At 61.6% G+C, this 15,593-nt stretch carries 15 protein-coding genes; 10 read left to right on the top strand and 5 right to left on the bottom strand.

Going from position 1 to position 15,593, the window contains the following annotated elements:
* The first annotated feature begins 33 nt into the window (after window positions 1–33).
* The 3 genes from BEN47_RS17650 (at window position 34) to BEN47_RS17640 (ending at window position 3,266) form a co-directional block, all read left to right on the top strand.
* The gene (locus BEN47_RS17650) at window positions 34–897 is read left to right on the top strand and encodes a hypothetical protein (RefSeq protein WP_070730269.1); all 864 of its coding nucleotides are present in this window, start codon (window positions 34–36) and stop codon (window positions 895–897) included.
* Between the two features lie 52 nt (window positions 898–949).
* Window positions 950–2,443 carry a hypothetical protein gene (locus tag BEN47_RS17645; protein WP_070730268.1) on the top strand — a complete coding sequence of 498 codons (1,494 nt, stop codon included), beginning with the start codon at window positions 950–952 and terminating at the stop codon, window positions 2,441–2,443.
* A gap of 163 nt (window positions 2,444–2,606) precedes the next feature.
* Window positions 2,607–3,266, top strand: a complete 660-nt coding sequence (locus tag BEN47_RS17640; RefSeq protein WP_070730266.1) for an OmpA family protein — start codon at window positions 2,607–2,609, stop codon at window positions 3,264–3,266.
* Window positions 3,267–3,371: 105 nt separating this feature from the next.
* Here the strand turns inward: BEN47_RS17640 and fbaA are convergent, their stop codons facing one another.
* Window positions 3,372–4,457 (bottom strand): class II fructose-bisphosphate aldolase, encoded by a 1,086-nt coding sequence (fbaA, locus tag BEN47_RS17635; RefSeq protein ID WP_070730264.1) that lies wholly within the window; start codon window positions 4,455–4,457, stop codon window positions 3,372–3,374.
* 232 nt (window positions 4,458–4,689) lie between these two features.
* On the bottom strand, window positions 4,690–5,178 hold the full coding sequence (locus BEN47_RS17630; protein WP_125921764.1) for a T9SS type A sorting domain-containing protein: 489 nt from the start codon (window positions 5,176–5,178) through the stop codon (window positions 4,690–4,692).
* 384 nt (window positions 5,179–5,562) lie between these two features.
* Between BEN47_RS17630 and BEN47_RS17625 the strand changes: the two genes are divergently transcribed.
* The 6 genes from BEN47_RS17625 (at window position 5,563) to BEN47_RS17600 (ending at window position 10,603) form a co-directional block, all read left to right on the top strand.
* Entirely contained in the window at window positions 5,563–5,787 is a 225-nt protein-coding gene (locus BEN47_RS17625; protein WP_070730258.1) for a DUF1153 domain-containing protein, read from the top strand.
* 200 nt (window positions 5,788–5,987) lie between these two features.
* Complete coding sequence (kaiC, locus tag BEN47_RS17620) at window positions 5,988–7,727, top strand: circadian clock protein KaiC (RefSeq protein WP_070730255.1); 1,740 nt, start codon at window positions 5,988–5,990, stop codon at window positions 7,725–7,727.
* Window positions 7,728–7,773: 46 nt separating this feature from the next.
* Window positions 7,774–8,073, top strand: a complete 300-nt coding sequence (gene kaiB, locus BEN47_RS17615; RefSeq protein ID WP_070730253.1) for a circadian clock protein KaiB — start codon at window positions 7,774–7,776, stop codon at window positions 8,071–8,073.
* Window positions 8,074–8,083: 10 nt separating this feature from the next.
* Complete coding sequence (locus tag BEN47_RS17610) at window positions 8,084–8,377, top strand: circadian clock KaiB family protein (protein WP_070730252.1); 294 nt, start codon at window positions 8,084–8,086, stop codon at window positions 8,375–8,377.
* A 43-nt stretch (window positions 8,378–8,420) separates the two neighbouring features.
* Window positions 8,421–10,139, top strand: a complete 1,719-nt coding sequence (locus tag BEN47_RS17605) for a PAS domain-containing sensor histidine kinase (RefSeq protein WP_070730250.1) — start codon at window positions 8,421–8,423, stop codon at window positions 10,137–10,139.
* 41 nt (window positions 10,140–10,180) lie between these two features.
* Window positions 10,181–10,603 carry a response regulator gene (locus BEN47_RS17600; protein WP_070730248.1) on the top strand — a complete coding sequence of 141 codons (423 nt, stop codon included), beginning with the start codon at window positions 10,181–10,183 and terminating at the stop codon, window positions 10,601–10,603.
* Between the two features lie 143 nt (window positions 10,604–10,746).
* On the opposite strand, the gene BEN47_RS17595 is transcribed toward BEN47_RS17600, so the two are convergent.
* Entirely contained in the window at window positions 10,747–13,074 is a 2,328-nt protein-coding gene (locus BEN47_RS17595; protein WP_070730444.1) for a S9 family peptidase, read from the bottom strand.
* A gap of 235 nt (window positions 13,075–13,309) precedes the next feature.
* On the opposite strand from BEN47_RS17595, the gene BEN47_RS21130 reads away from it, so the two are divergent.
* A complete protein-coding gene (locus BEN47_RS21130; protein ID WP_125921762.1) occupies window positions 13,310–13,768 on the top strand; it encodes a hypothetical protein in 459 nt (152 codons plus the stop codon).
* Window positions 13,769–13,800: 32 nt separating this feature from the next.
* Here BEN47_RS21130 and BEN47_RS17585 read toward each other — a convergent pair whose 3' ends face one another.
* Complete coding sequence (locus BEN47_RS17585; protein ID WP_083322553.1) at window positions 13,801–14,325, bottom strand: DUF4112 domain-containing protein; 525 nt, start codon at window positions 14,323–14,325, stop codon at window positions 13,801–13,803.
* A gap of 358 nt (window positions 14,326–14,683) precedes the next feature.
* Window positions 14,684–15,295, bottom strand: a complete 612-nt coding sequence (locus BEN47_RS17580; protein ID WP_158011084.1) for a BLUF domain-containing protein — start codon at window positions 15,293–15,295, stop codon at window positions 14,684–14,686.
* Between the last annotated feature and the right edge of the window lie 298 nt (window positions 15,296–15,593).

Below are 15,593 nucleotides of genomic sequence, written 5' to 3'. Positions count from 1 at the left end.
GCCTGGCTGTGGGCGCGGCGGGCGAAGCAGCCAATGGCTGCGGATACCGTAGTGCCTGAAGCGCCGGAAACGCGGGCCGCGCCCATTCAAAAAAGGCCGGCGGAAAACGTGCGCAAAGCTGCTCCACAAGCTGCCGCTTCCACTGAGCTGCCACCTGCCGCGCCGGAGAATTCGTCTGCTGAAAATGCGGGCAAGGGCGTGTCGTTTCAGTCGCTGCGAGAGGTGCAGGGCACGGTTCCGAAATCCGCCGGCAAATCTTCGGGGGCGGGCAAGAAGAACAAGTCGAATTTTAATTCCCGTAGCTCCGCGTCGGCCAACTCGTCCGGCGGCTGGCCTGCGATGCCTCCTCGTCCCGCCACCATGAACCCAACTTTGCCATCCGTACCGCCCGTTGACGGCGACCAGCCCCTGGAAACCGGCCAAACCATAGAATGGGCAGCGCCTACCTCAACGCCGCCCGCCATTCAGGAAATGATTGACGCCAGCGCCGGCCCCGCCTCGGAGCCGCAAACCTCTGCCCCGGCGCCGGCGGCCGCTCCCGAGACGGCCAGTACTCCCGCGCCTGCTGCTTCCAACGGCCCCATTCACTACTACGCGCCGGCCCCCGACGTGCCCAGCATCGAGCACCGCAAGCTCAGCCCCAACCCGCTGCCCCAGATGCCGCTGCTCATCACCTTGGCGAACGCCGAGGCGGGCACGGCGCAGTACTCGTTCAGCCCGCAGGCCGACCAGTCACGCATCATCGGCAACGGGGTGCGGGAGCTGAAGGAGTTTTTTTCGTTTGAGCTACCGCCCACCGAGCAGTTCACCACCATCACCAACCTGGTGGCGGGCAAGCTGGAAAAGCGCGAAGACACGTGGCACGTGGTTCAAAAAGCCACCATCGCCCTGCGCTAACGTCCGGCCGAAGACTGTAGCAACGCATCTTTGCGGTTCTGTTACCTGATTTATGCTTCTAATTGAAATCGTATTAGTTCTGGCGCTGGTGGCCTGGCAGGCGTATGTGTTCTGGCACAACCGTCAGCTCACCGCCCGGGTGCAGGCCATGTACCCTGCCGCGGGCGCGGTGGCGGTGCAGCCAATTACCTACACCGCCGCAAACCCGGAGAAAAACTTCGCGGTGCATTACGATGCCCTCATCACCCGCGACGCCTCACCGGAGTTCGGGCAAATCATTGCCGACACCAACGAGTACCTGCAAAACAACCGCGGCGCCGCAGCCGACTTTGGCATTCTGAAAGATATTTCCGAGCGCCACGCCGAAGCGCTGGACGAGGAGATTCAGGCTCAGATTGCCACGCCGCTGTACCTGGGCCTGCTGGGCACGTTCACGGGGGCTATTCTGGGCCTGGTGGCGCTGGTGGGCAATCCCTTCGCGGAGGTGGCCGTCGACCCGGCCCTGGATACTTCGTTCAGCAACACCGACGTGCAGCACTTCCTGGGCGGGGTGCTCATTGCCATGATAGGCAGCTTGTTCGGGCTGGCTTTTACGCTGGCCGGCAACCAGCTGCTGAAGCAGGCCCGCGCCGCGCGTGACCGCAACAAGAATGCCTACTACACCTACCTGCAGAAGGCCCTGCTGCCCAAGCTGAACTCCGACATGCAGGCCGGCATGGCCAACCTGAAATCGGTGCTTGATACGTTTAATACCGATTTCTTTAGCCAGATTCAGAACGACTTTTTCAGCAAAATCCACGAGTTTACGCCGCTCATTGCCAGCATCACGGAGAACGTGAGCGTGCAGAAGCGCTTCCTGGAGCAGCTGGAAAAAATCGGGTATTCGGAGCTGGCCAATGCCACCATCAAGGTGTTCGATAGGGTAGACGAAAGCGCCCAGACGTTCGAGAAATTCCTGGGTTACCAGCAGGCCCTAAACACCACCGTGACGCACAGTAACGAAGCGGCGCAGACCATCGGCGCCCTGCTCAACCGCCTCACGGCCTTGGAAAAAGGCCTCGCTAGCGTGCCGCAGTACCTGCAGCAGCACGACGATGCCCTGCGCCAGCAGGTAGCCTTCTTTAGCCAGCACGGCAAGCTACTGGCCGATTTGGGTGCCCAGGTCCGCCAGGGCGTGAGCGAAGGCGTGCACCGCATGGACCAGGAGCTCGACGGCCGCCTGCAGGAGCTGCAGCAGGAAGCCACCGAAGCCCACGAGCAGTGGCAGCGCCACTTCCGCGAGCTGAACAGCAACAACGTGTACCAGAAAATCACGGAGTACCTCGACCCCTTCACCCAACTACCCGCCCAGCAGCAGCAGCTGAACGTGCTGCAGGAACGCCAGGCCGCACTGGCCGCCCAGGCCATGCAGCGCATGGAAGCCCGATTGCTGGCCGATGCCCAGATTCAGCAGCAGCTCCTGCAGCAGGTAGACCGCACCAACAAAGTGCTGGAAGAAATCACCCGGCCCAACTGGTTTCAGCGCACCGTGCTGGGCAAGAAGTAAAACTGAGCCTGGGAAAAGTTGTCATGCTGAGCGCAGCCGAAGCATCTCGCGTATGGTAAGTAATCAAGATTGCTACAAAGATTGAGTAAGTAAGGCACGCGAGATGCTTCGACTGCGCTCAGCATGAAGTCCTAATTAAAACCTAGTAAAAGCCTTCCTAAACATGAAAGAGAGCAAGGACTTCTTCTGGCCCAGCTACGTGGACCTCATGACGGCCTTGTTTCTGACCATGCTCGTGCTGTTCGTGCTCAGCTTCAAGCGCTTCAAAGACAAGGAGGTAAGCCTGCAGGTTGCCAACAAACAGCTCAACGTGCAACTGCAGGAAAAGCGCAAGCTCGATGAGATAAAAGCGGCCCTGAAGCGACTGGAAAGCGACTACTTTATTTACAACCAGCGCTACAAGCGCTACGAGCTGAATTTCCCGGTCACGTTTGCCCCGCAGAGCGCGGTGCTACCCGCCGACGCCCAAACGCCGCTGGTGAAAGCCGGCCGGTTCCTGCTTAGTCAGATGAAGGCCCTGGAAACCAACGACAACGTACAGTACCTCATTGTGGTGGAAGGCCGGGCCGCCAAAGACATGCGCTACCCCGCCTCCGACCCGCGCAACCTCGACGGCCCGGCCGTGCGCCAGCTCAGCTACAGCCGGGCGCTGGCCGTTATCCGGCTATGGGAGCAGGCCGGCCTGCGCTTCCCCAGCAACCTGGAAGTGGTGGCGGCGGGCAGCGGCTTCCGGGGCGTGGGCCGCTACGTGGGCGCCCAGGAAGGTCTGAATAAGCGCTTTATTATTCAGGTTCAACCCAAAATTGGCTCGATTGGGAAGTAGGACGGACGCCTGCGGCTTAATGAGGAATGAGGAATGAGGAATTGGCTTTTGGGCCGTTCTCAATACTTCATTCCTCATTCTTCATTCCTCATTAAGCCGCAGGCGTTAAAACCGGCGGTTGATGCAGTTCAGGTCCTCGAATGCCTGCTTGAGGCGCGTTACGAAGGTTTCCTCGCCCTTGCGCAGCCACACGCGCGGGTCATAGTACTTCTTATTGGGCGAGTCGGCTCCGCCGGGGTTGCCAATCTGGCCCTGTAGGAAGCCTTCGTTCTTCACGTAGTAGTCCTTGATGCCTTCCCAGAACGCCCACTGCAGGTCGGTGTCGATGTTCATTTTGATGGCGCCGTAACTGATGGCCTCCCGGATTTCCTCCTGGCTCGAGCCCGAGCCGCCGTGAAACACGAAGTCGATGGGCAGCAGCTCCGCAATGTTGTGCTTCTGGCGCAGGTGCTCCTGCGAGTTGTGCAGAATCTTGGGCTGCAGCTTCACGTTGCCGGGCTTGTATACGCCGTGCACGTTGCCGAAAGCGGCCGCAATGGTAAAGCGCGGGCTGATGGCGCTCAGCTGCTCGTAGGCGTAGGCCACTTCCTCGGGCTGGGTGTAGAGCTTGGAGCTGTCCACGTCGGAGTTGTCCACGCCGTCTTCCTCGCCGCCGGTCACGCCCAGCTCAATCTCCAGCGTCATGCCGATTTTGGCCATGCGCTCCAGGTAGCGCTTGCAGATTTCGATGTTCTCCTCAATCGGCTCCTCCGACAGGTCCAGCATGTGCGAGCTGTAGAGGGGCTGGCCGTGCGTCTGGTAGTATTTCTCGCCGGCGTCGAGCAGGCCATCAATCCAGGGTAACAATTTCTTGGCGGCGTGGTCGGTGTGCAGCACCACGGGCACGTCGTAGAGGGCGGCCATCTCGTGTACGTGCTTGGCACCCGAAATACCGCCCGCAATGCTGGCCTGTTGCTTGTCGTTGGGCACCGACTTGCCGGCAAAAAATTGGGCGCCGCCGTTCGAAAACTGAATCATAACGGGCGAGTTCACTGCCTTGGCGGTTTCCAGCACGCCGTTCACGGTGTTGGTGCCGGTCACGTTCACGGCGGGCAGCGCGTAGGCATTGGCCTTGGCGTGTTGGAATAGAGCCTGCACTTCGTCGCCGTGCAGGACGCCCGCCCGCAGGCCGGTAAGGGTTTGGTCAGCCATAAAAACAAATTGTGCGGCAGCGCCGCGATGGTGAGAAGTAAAGCAACGGGAAACCGGCCGCCCGTGCGGGCGCCGGACAGCAAAGTACGGTCGGCGCTGCCTAACCTGAAAGTCCGGTGCCCGCAGCCGAGGCCGAGCGGCTGCCGCAGGCGCCGCGGTCGGCCCCAAAAAAGAGGCCGGCCGTAGCAACGGTCGGCCTCGCATTCACTTCCTCCCGTCACTTCCTTTTTTGTTAGCCTGCCGTCATTGGCTTGCTCTGGCGGTATACCCCGCGGCTGTTGGTTACTTGCAGTTGGTACGTGTAGTCGCCGGTCCGCAGGCCCAGACCACTCAGATTTAAGTGGATGGTGTGGTTGCCCACGCCCATTTCCTTCCGTAGGATGCTTGCTACTTTTCGGCTGGCCGCGTCGAAAAGGTCGAGGCGAACATCGCCGCCGTTGCTGAGCGTAAACGGAACGGTGGTTTCGCCGTGGTACGGGTTGGGGTAATTCTGGCCCAGGATGAACTGCCCCCCAGTTTCGCGGTCCAGCACGATGCGGGGGCTGGGGGCCAGGTCATGCGGCGCTCCGGCCACGGCCAGGCTGCCAGGGGCAGGCACGCCGGAGACGTCGGCTCCGGAAGCGGGGGTCGTTGGCTGGGCGTCTTTGGTTTCGACAACAGAAGGAGCGCCGTGAACCGAGTATCTCGATTTTCTGGGGCGGAGTGCAGCTATAAAAGGCACGGGAAATGTAAAAGATGGTGGCTCGGGGTGCCAAGTTGCGGAATTTCTTTTAGAAAAAAAAGAAACAAAACAAGATGGGAAACCCCATATAGCTGGTTAAGGTGCTGATAGCCTTGTAAAGGTGAATAAGTAAGGGCCACAGGCTTTTTTTAGTCGACGGTTTGTAGGAAAAACATGCCAGGTGGCCCATTGCAAGCCGCGGCTGCCGGGCGCATGCCATTCCCAATTACCTGAGCCAACCGAAACATCCCCACCAAAAAAGCGGGCCGTAGCAATGGCGCTTTCCCGCCTGCCACAGCCGATTTCGGGCCCACAAAAAAAGAGCGAAAAATTCAAGCAAAAATCACATTGACATAACAAGCAAATGGCTAACTTGCAGGGCATATGAGCCCCTCCCATTCCGATTTTTTTGACACGGACGGCCGCCCTGAACCAGCGGATGCCGCCAGCCTGGAAGCCGAGCGCAAGCTGAAGGTGTGGGCCGTGCTCAACGCTGTGGACCAGGGCCTGATGAGCGCCGAGGAAGCCTGCCGCGCCTACGGCATCAGCCGCTCCGAAATGGAGACGCACCGCGCCGGCTGGCTCGATTTTGAGTCCGGCAGCCGGTAAGCGCAGCTAAAAGGCATAGCGGGGAGTGGGGGAGGGGCCGGCCCAAGCACCCGGGTGCCCGCCCGTTTGGTGGCGGCTGCCTTTTGGGCCCTCGCACCTTGCAAAGGCAATTTGTGGGGAGGGGTACGCCGGCTGAGCCGCGGGCGCAAAACAAATGTGCCCGCTCCGCAACTAACTTTGACTTAATCTAAACCCCCTACATGCAAGAGTTTCGCTCGTCTGTTGCCCCCGCATTACCCAAGCTGCCCAAGTCCCCTACGGGTATCGAAGGGCTTGACGAAATTACCGAAGGCGGCCTGCCGCTGGGGCGTCCCACGCTGATTTGTGGCAGCGCCGGCTGCGGCAAAACCCTGATGGGCATCGAGTTTCTGGTGCGCGGCATTCAGGACTACAACGAGCCGGGCGTGCTCATGGCCTTTGAGGAAACCGCGCCGGAGCTGGCCGCCAACGTGGCGTCGCTGGGTTTCGACCTGGTGGAGCTGCAGGCCCGCAAGATGCTGCGTGTCGACCACGTGCACGTCGACCGTTCCGAGATTGAGGAAACCGGGGAGTACGACCTCGAAGGGTTGTTCATTCGCCTGGGCCACGCCATCGACTCCATTGGGGCCAAGCGCGTGGTGCTTGACACCATTGAGGCCCTGTTTTCGGGCTTTCCCAACCAGGGCGTGCTGCGCTCCGAAATCCGCCGCCTGTTTCACTGGCTGAAGGGCAAGGGCGTGACCACCATCATCACGGCCGAGCGCGGCGACGGCACTCTGACGCGCCAGGGCCTGGAGGAGTACGTGTCGGACTGCGTGATTTTGCTTGATAACCGGGTTATCGACCAGATTACCACCCGCCGCCTGCGCATTGTGAAGTACCGCGGCAGCACCCACGGCACCAACGAATACCCCTACCTCATCACCGAAGACGGCATTTCGGTGCTGCCCGTGACGTCGCTGCAGCTCGACCACCCCGTTTCCGACAACATCATGGCTTCCGGCGTGCCGGCCCTCGACGAGATGTTTGGCCGGCGCGGCTTCTACCAGGGCACCAGCGTGCTAATAACCGGCACAGCGGGCACGGCCAAAACCACGCTGGCCGCTGCCTTTGCAGAAAAAGTCTGCCAGCAGGGGCAGCGCTGCCTGCTGTTTGCCTTTGAAGAATCGCCGCAGCAATTGCTGCGCAACATGAGGTCGGTGGGCATCGATTTGCAGCAGCACGTGGCGGCAGGGTTGCTGCGCATCGAAGCCTCGCGGCCCACCATCAACGGCCTGGAGCAGCACCTCGTGACGCTGCACCGGCTGGTGAAAGACTTCAAACCCGCGGCGGTGGTCATCGACCCCATCACCAATCTGATTTCCGTGGGCAACGCGGCCGAGGTGCGCAGCATGCTCACCCGCCTCATCGACTTTTTGAAGGTGAACGGCATCACCGCCTTCTTCACCGCCCTGGTAAGTGGGCGCGGGCTGCAGCAGGAAATGACCGACGAAGGCGTGTCGTCGCTGGTAGATACCTGGATAAGCGTGCGCGACCTGGAGGGCATTGGCGAGCGCAACCGCGGCCTGAGCATTTTGAAATCGCGCGGCATGGCCCACTCCAACCAGGTGCGCGAATTTATTGTGACCGAGCATGGCATTGAGCTGCTGGACGTGGTGGTGGGGCCCACCGGCATTGTGACCGGGGCCAGCCGCCTCACGCAGCAAATGCAGCAGCACGCCCAAACGCTGGCAGCGCAGCAGGAAACCGACCGCCGCGACCGGGAGCTGGAGCGCCGCCGCCGCGTGCTCGAAGCCAACATTGCCAACCTGCGCACCGAGTTTGAATCGGTGGAAGAGGAGCTGCGGCAAATCTATTCCGACGAGCAAAACCGCCAGCAAACCCTCACGAGCGGCAACCAGCGCATTGCCGCCGCCAACCCTCCCGCGCGCGCGACGCCGGCCCCCGCCGAAACCAAGTAGTAGCACATATACCCAAAATGCTATTGGCATTTGCCCCATCCTTTCCATGGCTGAAGAAAACGACGAAGAAACTTGGGAACTGCGCTTGTACGTAGCTGGCCAAACGCCCAAATCTGTAACGGCCCTGGCCAACCTGAAAAGATATTGCGAGCAGCACCTCAAAGGCCGCTACAAAATTGAAGTAATCGACCTGTTGGTGAACCCCCAGCTGGCCGAAGGCGACCAGATTCTAGCCATTCCCACGCTGGTGCGCAAGGTGCCCGAGCCCATTCGTAAAATCATCGGCGACCTCTCGAACGAGGAGCGGGTGCTGTTGGGACTGGACGTGCACTATCTCACCCGTTAACCCCCGGCCCATGGAACCTCAATTGGACTCGGACGACGCGCCGGAAGAACATTCCGGCCCCGAATACTTGCTGCACCTGTACATCACGGGGGCCACGCCCAACTCGACGCGGGCCGTGCGCAACATCAAGGAAATTTGCGAGCAGTTCCTGAAAGGCCGCTACGAGCTGCTGATTGTGGACGTGTACCAGCAGCCCGAGCTGGCCCATGAAATGGATTTGATAGGCGTGCCCACGCTCATTAAGCGGCGGCCGGGGCTGGTGCGCCGCCTGGTGGGCGACTTTTCCAACCGCGAGCGGTGCTGAAAGCCCTGGGCATCACCCCACCTACTACAGGGCCCGTGTGGGAATGAGTGAGGACCGGCCCACGTCCGCTGCGCTGGCCCGTGAGAACGAGGAGCTGCGTTACCAGCTTGAGGAGGCGCAGGAGCTGATTCACGCCATCCGGACCGGAGCCGTGGACGCCTTGGCCGTGCAAGGCGCCGAGGGCCCGCGCATTTTCACGCTGCAGGGCGCCGACCAGGGCTACCGCACCCTGATTGAGGAAATGAACGAGGGCGCCTTGCTGCTCACCGAAGACGCAACGGTGCTGTACTGCAATGCCTGCCTGGCCGGGCTCATGGGCCGCCCCCTGAGCGAGCTGATTGGCAGCGCGTTTGACGAGTTTGTGCCCCCGGCCAGCAAGGAGTACTGGGCCGGCCTGATGCTGCGGGGCTGGGGCGGCAAAAGCAAAGGCGAGCTGCTGCTGCAAACCAAAGCAGGGGCGCTGGTGCCTTTCTCGGTGTCGATGAATATGCTGCAGTTCAACGAAACGCCCACGCTGGCGGTGATTGTCACGGACTTGTCGGCCCAGCGCGAAATAACCGCCATTCGGGCCCAGGTAGCCGAGCAAAACGCCCTGCTCGACCGCAAAACCCAAGCGCTGAAGCGCGAAGAAGCCGCCCGGCTCGTGGTTGAGCGCGCCGCAGCCGAAGCCAGCCGCATGCTGGAAGGTATCTCTCAAATTGCCTGGACCACCAACGCGCTGGGCGAACACACCTACCGCAACCGCCGCTGGTACGACTACATCGGGCAGCAGCAAGGCCAGGGCCCCGCGGCGGAGCAATCCTGGCGCCAGCGCCTGCACCCCGACGATGCCGCGCCCACGCTGGCGCGCTGGCAGCAGAGCTTGCAAACGGGCCAGCCCTACGAGGTGGAATGCCGCATTCGCAACGCCCAGGGAGACTACCGCTGGATGCTGGGCCGCGCCCTGCCCTCACGCAACGAGCAGGGCGAGGTGATGCAATGGATTGGCACCTACACCGACATCCACGAACACAGGCTGGCCCTGGAGCGCATTGACCACGGCCAGCGCCAGCTGCGCGACAACAACGAGCAGCTCACGCGGGTGAACGTGGACCTGGACAACTTCATTTACACGGCCTCCCACGACCTCAAGGCCCCCATCAGCAACATAGAAGGGCTGCTGCATGCCCTGCTGGTGGAGCTGCCGCCCGCCACCGTGCAGACCGAGCCCGTGCAGCCCATTCTGCACCTGATGCAGGACTCGGTGAACCGCTTCAAGCGCACCATTGAGCACCTCACCGACGTGTCGAAGCTGCAGAAGGAGCACGGCCTGCCCACGCAGCCCGTGGGCCTGGCTGGCATTATCCACGACGTGCGCCTCGACCTGGAGCCGCTTGTGCAGGCAGCCGGCGCGCGGCTCGACGTGGACGTGGCGGCGGTGCCAACCGTGTTGTTTTCGGAGAAAAACCTGCGCAGCGTGGTATTCAACCTGCTCAGCAACGCCCTCAAGTACCGCGACCCCGGCCGGCCGCCGCACGTGCGCGTGCGCGCCCGCTCCGAAGCGGAGTATATGGTGCTGGAGGTGGAGGACAACGGCCTGGGCCTGGATGCGCATAATGAGCAAAGACTGTTTGGCATGTTTCAGCGCTTCCACGACCACGTAGAGGGCTCGGGCATTGGGCTTTACATGGTGAAGAAAATGATTGAGAATGCGGGCGGGCGCATAGAGGTTAGCTCCCGGCTCGGCGTGGGCACCACGTTTTCCGTATACTTCGTCCGATAGCCCGCGTTTGTTTGCCGGTTTTGAGCGGCCCATACCCTTCCATGCAAAAACTTAGCAGCGTCTTGCTCGTCGATGACGACCAAACGACTAATTATCTCAACCAACTGTTGTTGAATCGTTTGGGTGTAACCAGTGAGCTGCTGGTAGCCACCAATGGCCAGGAGGCGCTGGGCCTGCTGGAGGAGCATTGCCAGGGTGCCACCACAGACTGCCCGGCCCTGATTCTGTTGGATGTAAAAATGCCTGTATTAGACGGGTTTGGCTTTTTGGCGGCCTACGACCTGCTGCCTCTCCCGGAGAAACAGGCCATCATCATCGTCATGCTCACCACCTCGCTGCACCCGCAGGACGTGGACCGGGTGGGCAAGCTCAACATTGCCGGCTTTCTGAACAAGCCCCTTACGGAGGAGAAAATCAACACAGTGCTGCACAATCACTTCAACCGCAGCCTGCCCACCGCGTAGCCCGCTCCGCTGGCTGGAACGAAGATGGCCCACGGCTAGACAACGGCGGCGAGTAGCATCTACATGGGTACAGAAAATGGGGCAACCGGGGCCGTGGTAACGGCTGCTCCGGTTGCCCCATTCGCGTTTTGGGTAAGTCGCGCCTAGTTGCGCGGGTCGGCCTTGGGCTTCATCTCGTAGTCGTGCGGGGGCTGGGCGCCGGCCAGGTGCTGCACGAAGTAGTCCCAGCGGCGGCGCGTCATGTAGGGTGAGTAGGCGCCGTAGCCGTGGGCCGCGTTCGGGAACACCACCAGGTCGTAGCTCTTGTTGGCTTTGGTGAGGGCTTCCACCACCAGCAGGGTGTTGTAAGGGGGCACGTTGTCGTCCATCAGGCCGTGGGCCAGCATGAGCTTGCCCTTCAGGTTTTTGGCAAACGTGGCGTTGGCCTGGTTGTCGTAGTTGGTGGTGCCGTCGGGGTTGGTTTTGAGCAGGCCGATGTAGCGCTCGGCCCAGTCGTCCTCGTAGTTGCGGTTTTCGTGGTTGCCCGATTCGGAGATGCCCACCTTGAAGAAGTCCGGGTAGCGGAACATGGCCGCCGCCGTGGCATAGCCGCCGCCCGAGTGGCCCCAGATGCCGGCCCGCTCCAGGTCGATGTACGGGTATTTCTGCGCCAGCTGCCGCATGCCCGTCACTTGGTCCGATAGCGTGTTTTCGGCCATGTTGCCGTAGCAGGCATCGTGGTAGCTCTTGGAGCGCAGGGGGTTACAGCTGCCTTCGATAACCACCACCACAAAGCCCAGCTCGGCCAGGGCCTGGTGGTCGCTCCGCGCCGCCGAAAAAGACCAGTTGCCCACGCCGCCGCCCTGCGGGCCGGGGTAGATGTAGTTGATGATGGGGTATTTCTTAGCCGGGTCCAGCGTGCTGGGCGTAAACATGAGGCCGTACAGGTCAATCTGGCCGTCCTGGTTTTTTACCGTGATGGGCGTGGGCGCCTTCCAGCCGGTGGCGGTGAGGCGGGAAATATCGGTCTTTTCCAGGGGCAGCAGCAGCTTGCCGTCGGCCGCGCGCAGCACCGTGGCGCCCGGCCGGTCGGGCTGCGAGTAGCTATCAATAAAGTACTTGCCCGAGGGCGAAAGCGTGACCTGGTGGTTGCCAGCTTCCGGCGTGAGCAGCGTCAGTTTTTTGCCATCCAGCCCCACCCGGTAGAGATGGGTGAAGTAGGGGTTGCCCGGCTCGCGGCCATCGGCCAGGAAATAGAGCTGGCGCTTGGGCTCGTCTACTTTCAGCAGCTGCGTCACTACAAAATCACCTTTGGTAATCTGCTGCTTGGCTTTGCCGCTAGTGGCGTCGTGGAGGTACAGATGGCCCCAGTTGTCGCGCTCCGAATACCAAATGATTTCCTTGGTTTTGGGCAGGTAGCGCCAGTTGATGGCACCCTGGCCCGACTCGTACTGCGTGGCCACGTTTTCCTCAAATACTTCGCGCACGGCGCCGGTGGCAGCATCGGCCACGCGGATTTTCTCCTGTTTGTGGTCGCGCGAGGTCGACACGAAAGCCAGCTGGCTGGCGTCGGGGCTCCAGTCTACGTCGTCGAAGGTGCCGCTGCTGGAAATATCGTCCGACAGGGTGCCGCGGTGCGCGTCGGCGGGTATCTGCAGGCGCACCACTTTGGCCGGATTCACTTCCACAATCACCCGCTCAATCATCGCAATGTCTTTGTCGCCGGGCAGTGGGTACTTCCACGCCTTCAGCGTGGGCTTGCCAATGTTGGTGGTCACCAGGTACATGTCGCTCACGTTGCGCTGGTCTTGCCGGAAGGTGGCAATCTTGCGCGAATCGGGCGACCAGCGCAGCACGGGCTTGTCGCTGTGCGTCCAGCCGGCGTTGTCGGTGGCGTAGCCGTAGTCCTTGGCCCCGTCGGTGGTGAGTTGGGTTTTCTGGTCGGTTTTGGTGTCGCGCACCCACAGGTTGTGGTCCTGGATGTACGCTGCCAGCTGGCCGTTGGGCGAGTTTATCTCATTCTCGGCATTGGGGCCGGGCTTGGCCGCGGGCGTGGTGTTGGGGGTCACCTGGCCGCTTACTACGTCGTAATTCCAGCTTTTGCCGCCAGTGACGAAGGAAATGACCTCTTCATCGGGCGAAAACGTGAAGCTGCGAAACGGCAGCCGGGCCGCCTCGTAGGGCTGGCCGCTGGCCGCTGAGAGCCCGGCCGCCAGCCTGGCGTGGTCGAATGCAGCGGTGCGGGTTTTGCGGGCCGGGTCCACCAAAATGAACTCGCTGCCCTGGGCCGTCATCACCCGGTACCAGAACCGGTCGTTGGCCAGCCAGTTGGGGCGGCCCATGCTGCGGTCTACCAGCGCCTGGGTGTTGTAGCCCATGAAGCGTTCGGCGCGGGCGTAGTCTTGCGCCGTGAGGGCCGGTAGCTGCTGGGCCGTGGCCGCCTCCGGCAGGGAGAAAGCCACCACGGTAAGAGCCAATAAATACTTGTGCATATGCTTTGCAGGGAACGGGCTTATGGTCAGAATTTTCAAAAACGAAAGGTAGAGCGAAATCCGCAACCGGTATTGGCGCGGCGCGGTTTGGTGGGTTGAACGACCCGGCAAGCTGAATCCCCGCGCCTGATGCATCATCCGGCCTGCTCCGCTTTCATTAGCAGGGCGGTAGCCGAACATCCGCCCCGTATCCCCTTACTTTGAACCCACTACGCCGTGCTACCCCGCCTACTTCATGCTAACGAACCCCACTTCTGAGCCCGCCCAGCCGTTCGGCCTGACGGACGCTGACAATGCTGTTTCCAACGGCTGCGCTGCTGTTGCGGCCGGTGCAGTAGCACCACGGCCCCGGCGGCTCGATGGGGCCTTGGTTTCGACAGCCAGCCGCCTCTTGCCCTTGGTAGAACTCCTGGATTCGCTGCAGCCGTACGTGGTTAATGAGTCCGTGTTTCGCATTCGGCGGCGCCGGATTATTGCCCAGATTCGGTTGGCGCAGGCCCAGCTGAAAGCCGAAAAGCCGCAGCGGCAGGCCCTGCTTCACGCGTTTCAGACCATGGGGGAGCTGTTCGCTCACGAAATCCGGGACATCAGCGGCGACGAGGCCAAACAAGCGGCCCGGGAAGTGGTGCTGGCCACCCTCCGGAATGCCCCGGGCCTGATTAGCGCCGCCCACCAGGCCCGGCAGCTTTCGTAAGCCGGAGCCGCCAGGGGCTGCACCACCACTCCCTACCAGGCGCTCCCGATGGGGTGGGCATCAAGATATTGCCACACCCACCGCAGCACCGCAAAGCTGCCCCAAGCCACCAGCCCAAACACCACCAAAAACCCCAGCAGCAGGAGCGCCACCAAGCCCTTGCCGCTGCCGGTGTGCCTGCCCTCGGCGTAGTGGCGGCGCAGCAGGGCCACGTTGCGCTCATTGCTTTTGTAGGCGAAGTCGAAGATGTTGCCCAGCATGGGAATGGCCCCAATCACGGTGTCGAGCAGGATGTTGAAGGCCATGCGCACCACCACCGCCCCGCTGGCGCCGTGGCGGAGCATGGTCATCAGCAGGGCCACCGACACGGCCAGCGACGACAAGTCGCCCACCACCGGCACCAGGCCCAGCAGCGGGTCGAGGCCGAAGCGAAAACGGGTGCCCGGCAGCCGAAACTGGCTATCCATGAGCCGGGCGATACGCTCCACCCAGCGCAGCCGCTCGTTGGCATCAAAGGAAGAGGGTGGGAGTGTGGTGGGCTGACGCGACTGAAGCATGGGCGGGGAATTTTGTGCCTAATACGTTCCGCAGCGGCAAAAGGACACCGGGAACGACAGGAAGCAAAAGCGCGTTACATCGGTGGTAATGCCGCGTTTGTGAGTCAGTCGGTTATCAATTGATTGCCGTGCTTGTCATTATGGCCGCTGTATTGCTTATTGCCAAGGCGAATGCGAACACCAGCTGCTGGCAAAGCTGAGGAAACCCCAGAGACATCAAAGAAAAAGCCCTAGCCACGCTGGTCAGGGCTTTTTTTTCAGCGGTGCAGACAGGCTTTTCGCATGGAGCACGCCGTCAGCAACGGGCGGCGCTGCCCGAACAATGGATGTTTTATTACTGGCTTGAAAAGCCCGGCAGCTACCTGCGCAGCGGAGCCAGGCTGGTGGGCGGCGGCTGGTGTACGTCAAAGGCCTGGAGCAGCGCCGACAGGAGCCTGTCGCTAGCGAATGCATCCGGTGCCTCTTCCTGAAGGAGCACGGTTTCGAAAGCCCGCACCACGGCCGAGCCGGCCACGCGCCCCAAGGCCATGTCCCAGTTGCCGAAGCGCCGCTTTGGCCCATGGCCTTCGCTGACGGTGACGACGTGCGTGTGCCGGGCATCTTGCTGGATGCGGGCGTAGAGGGCCTGCACGACGGCTTTGGGGCCTTCCAATACCTGCACGAAGCAGCCGTTGCTGTGCAACAGCAGCCCGGTGAGGTGGTGCCGGGTGTTATAGGAGCGGGCCGCGGCCAGCAGCTCCTGCAGCTGGGCTTCGGAGAAGGGCCGGGTGGCGTGGCTGCGGTATAAGACGTGGTAAGGGCTAGCGTCTAGAAGCGTTAGCACCTGCTCGCAGCTCACCTCCTGCCGCTGGTAGCGGGACAGCAGCTGGTGCTCGTAATGCCGGGCGTGTGGGGTAGAAGCGGCGGCTAGGTCGGCGGCCCAATCCCTAACGCGGCACTGAGCCTCGGTATCGAGGGGAGAAGGGAACATCTGCTGCCTATACGCGGCTGTGGCGCTTTGGGTATGAAAATTTTTAAGAATGCTCATACATATGCATAGATGCTTTTAGGAATTAATGCACTCATGAGCAGGTAGCAACACCTTGAAATCGTCGCGCTCGACACCCTGCGGTTGCGGGAATGAAGGGTATAATTCGCCGGCACCTTGCCTGCCTGGCTGAAGCAGTGCGGCCACCGCGGCTAATGGCTCTTACGCCCCGGCCCGGCCAATTCCGCTATCACGGCCGCGTTGTTGTGCCCACTTTTAAAAGCTACCCGAGCAAGCATAA

The organism is Hymenobacter lapidarius, from assembly GCF_001816145.1.
Lineage (GTDB): Bacteria > Bacteroidota > Bacteroidia > Cytophagales > Hymenobacteraceae > Hymenobacter > Hymenobacter lapidarius.
The sequence above is the reverse complement of the archived record's forward strand: the minus strand, read 5'-3'. Positions and strand labels throughout refer to the sequence as shown.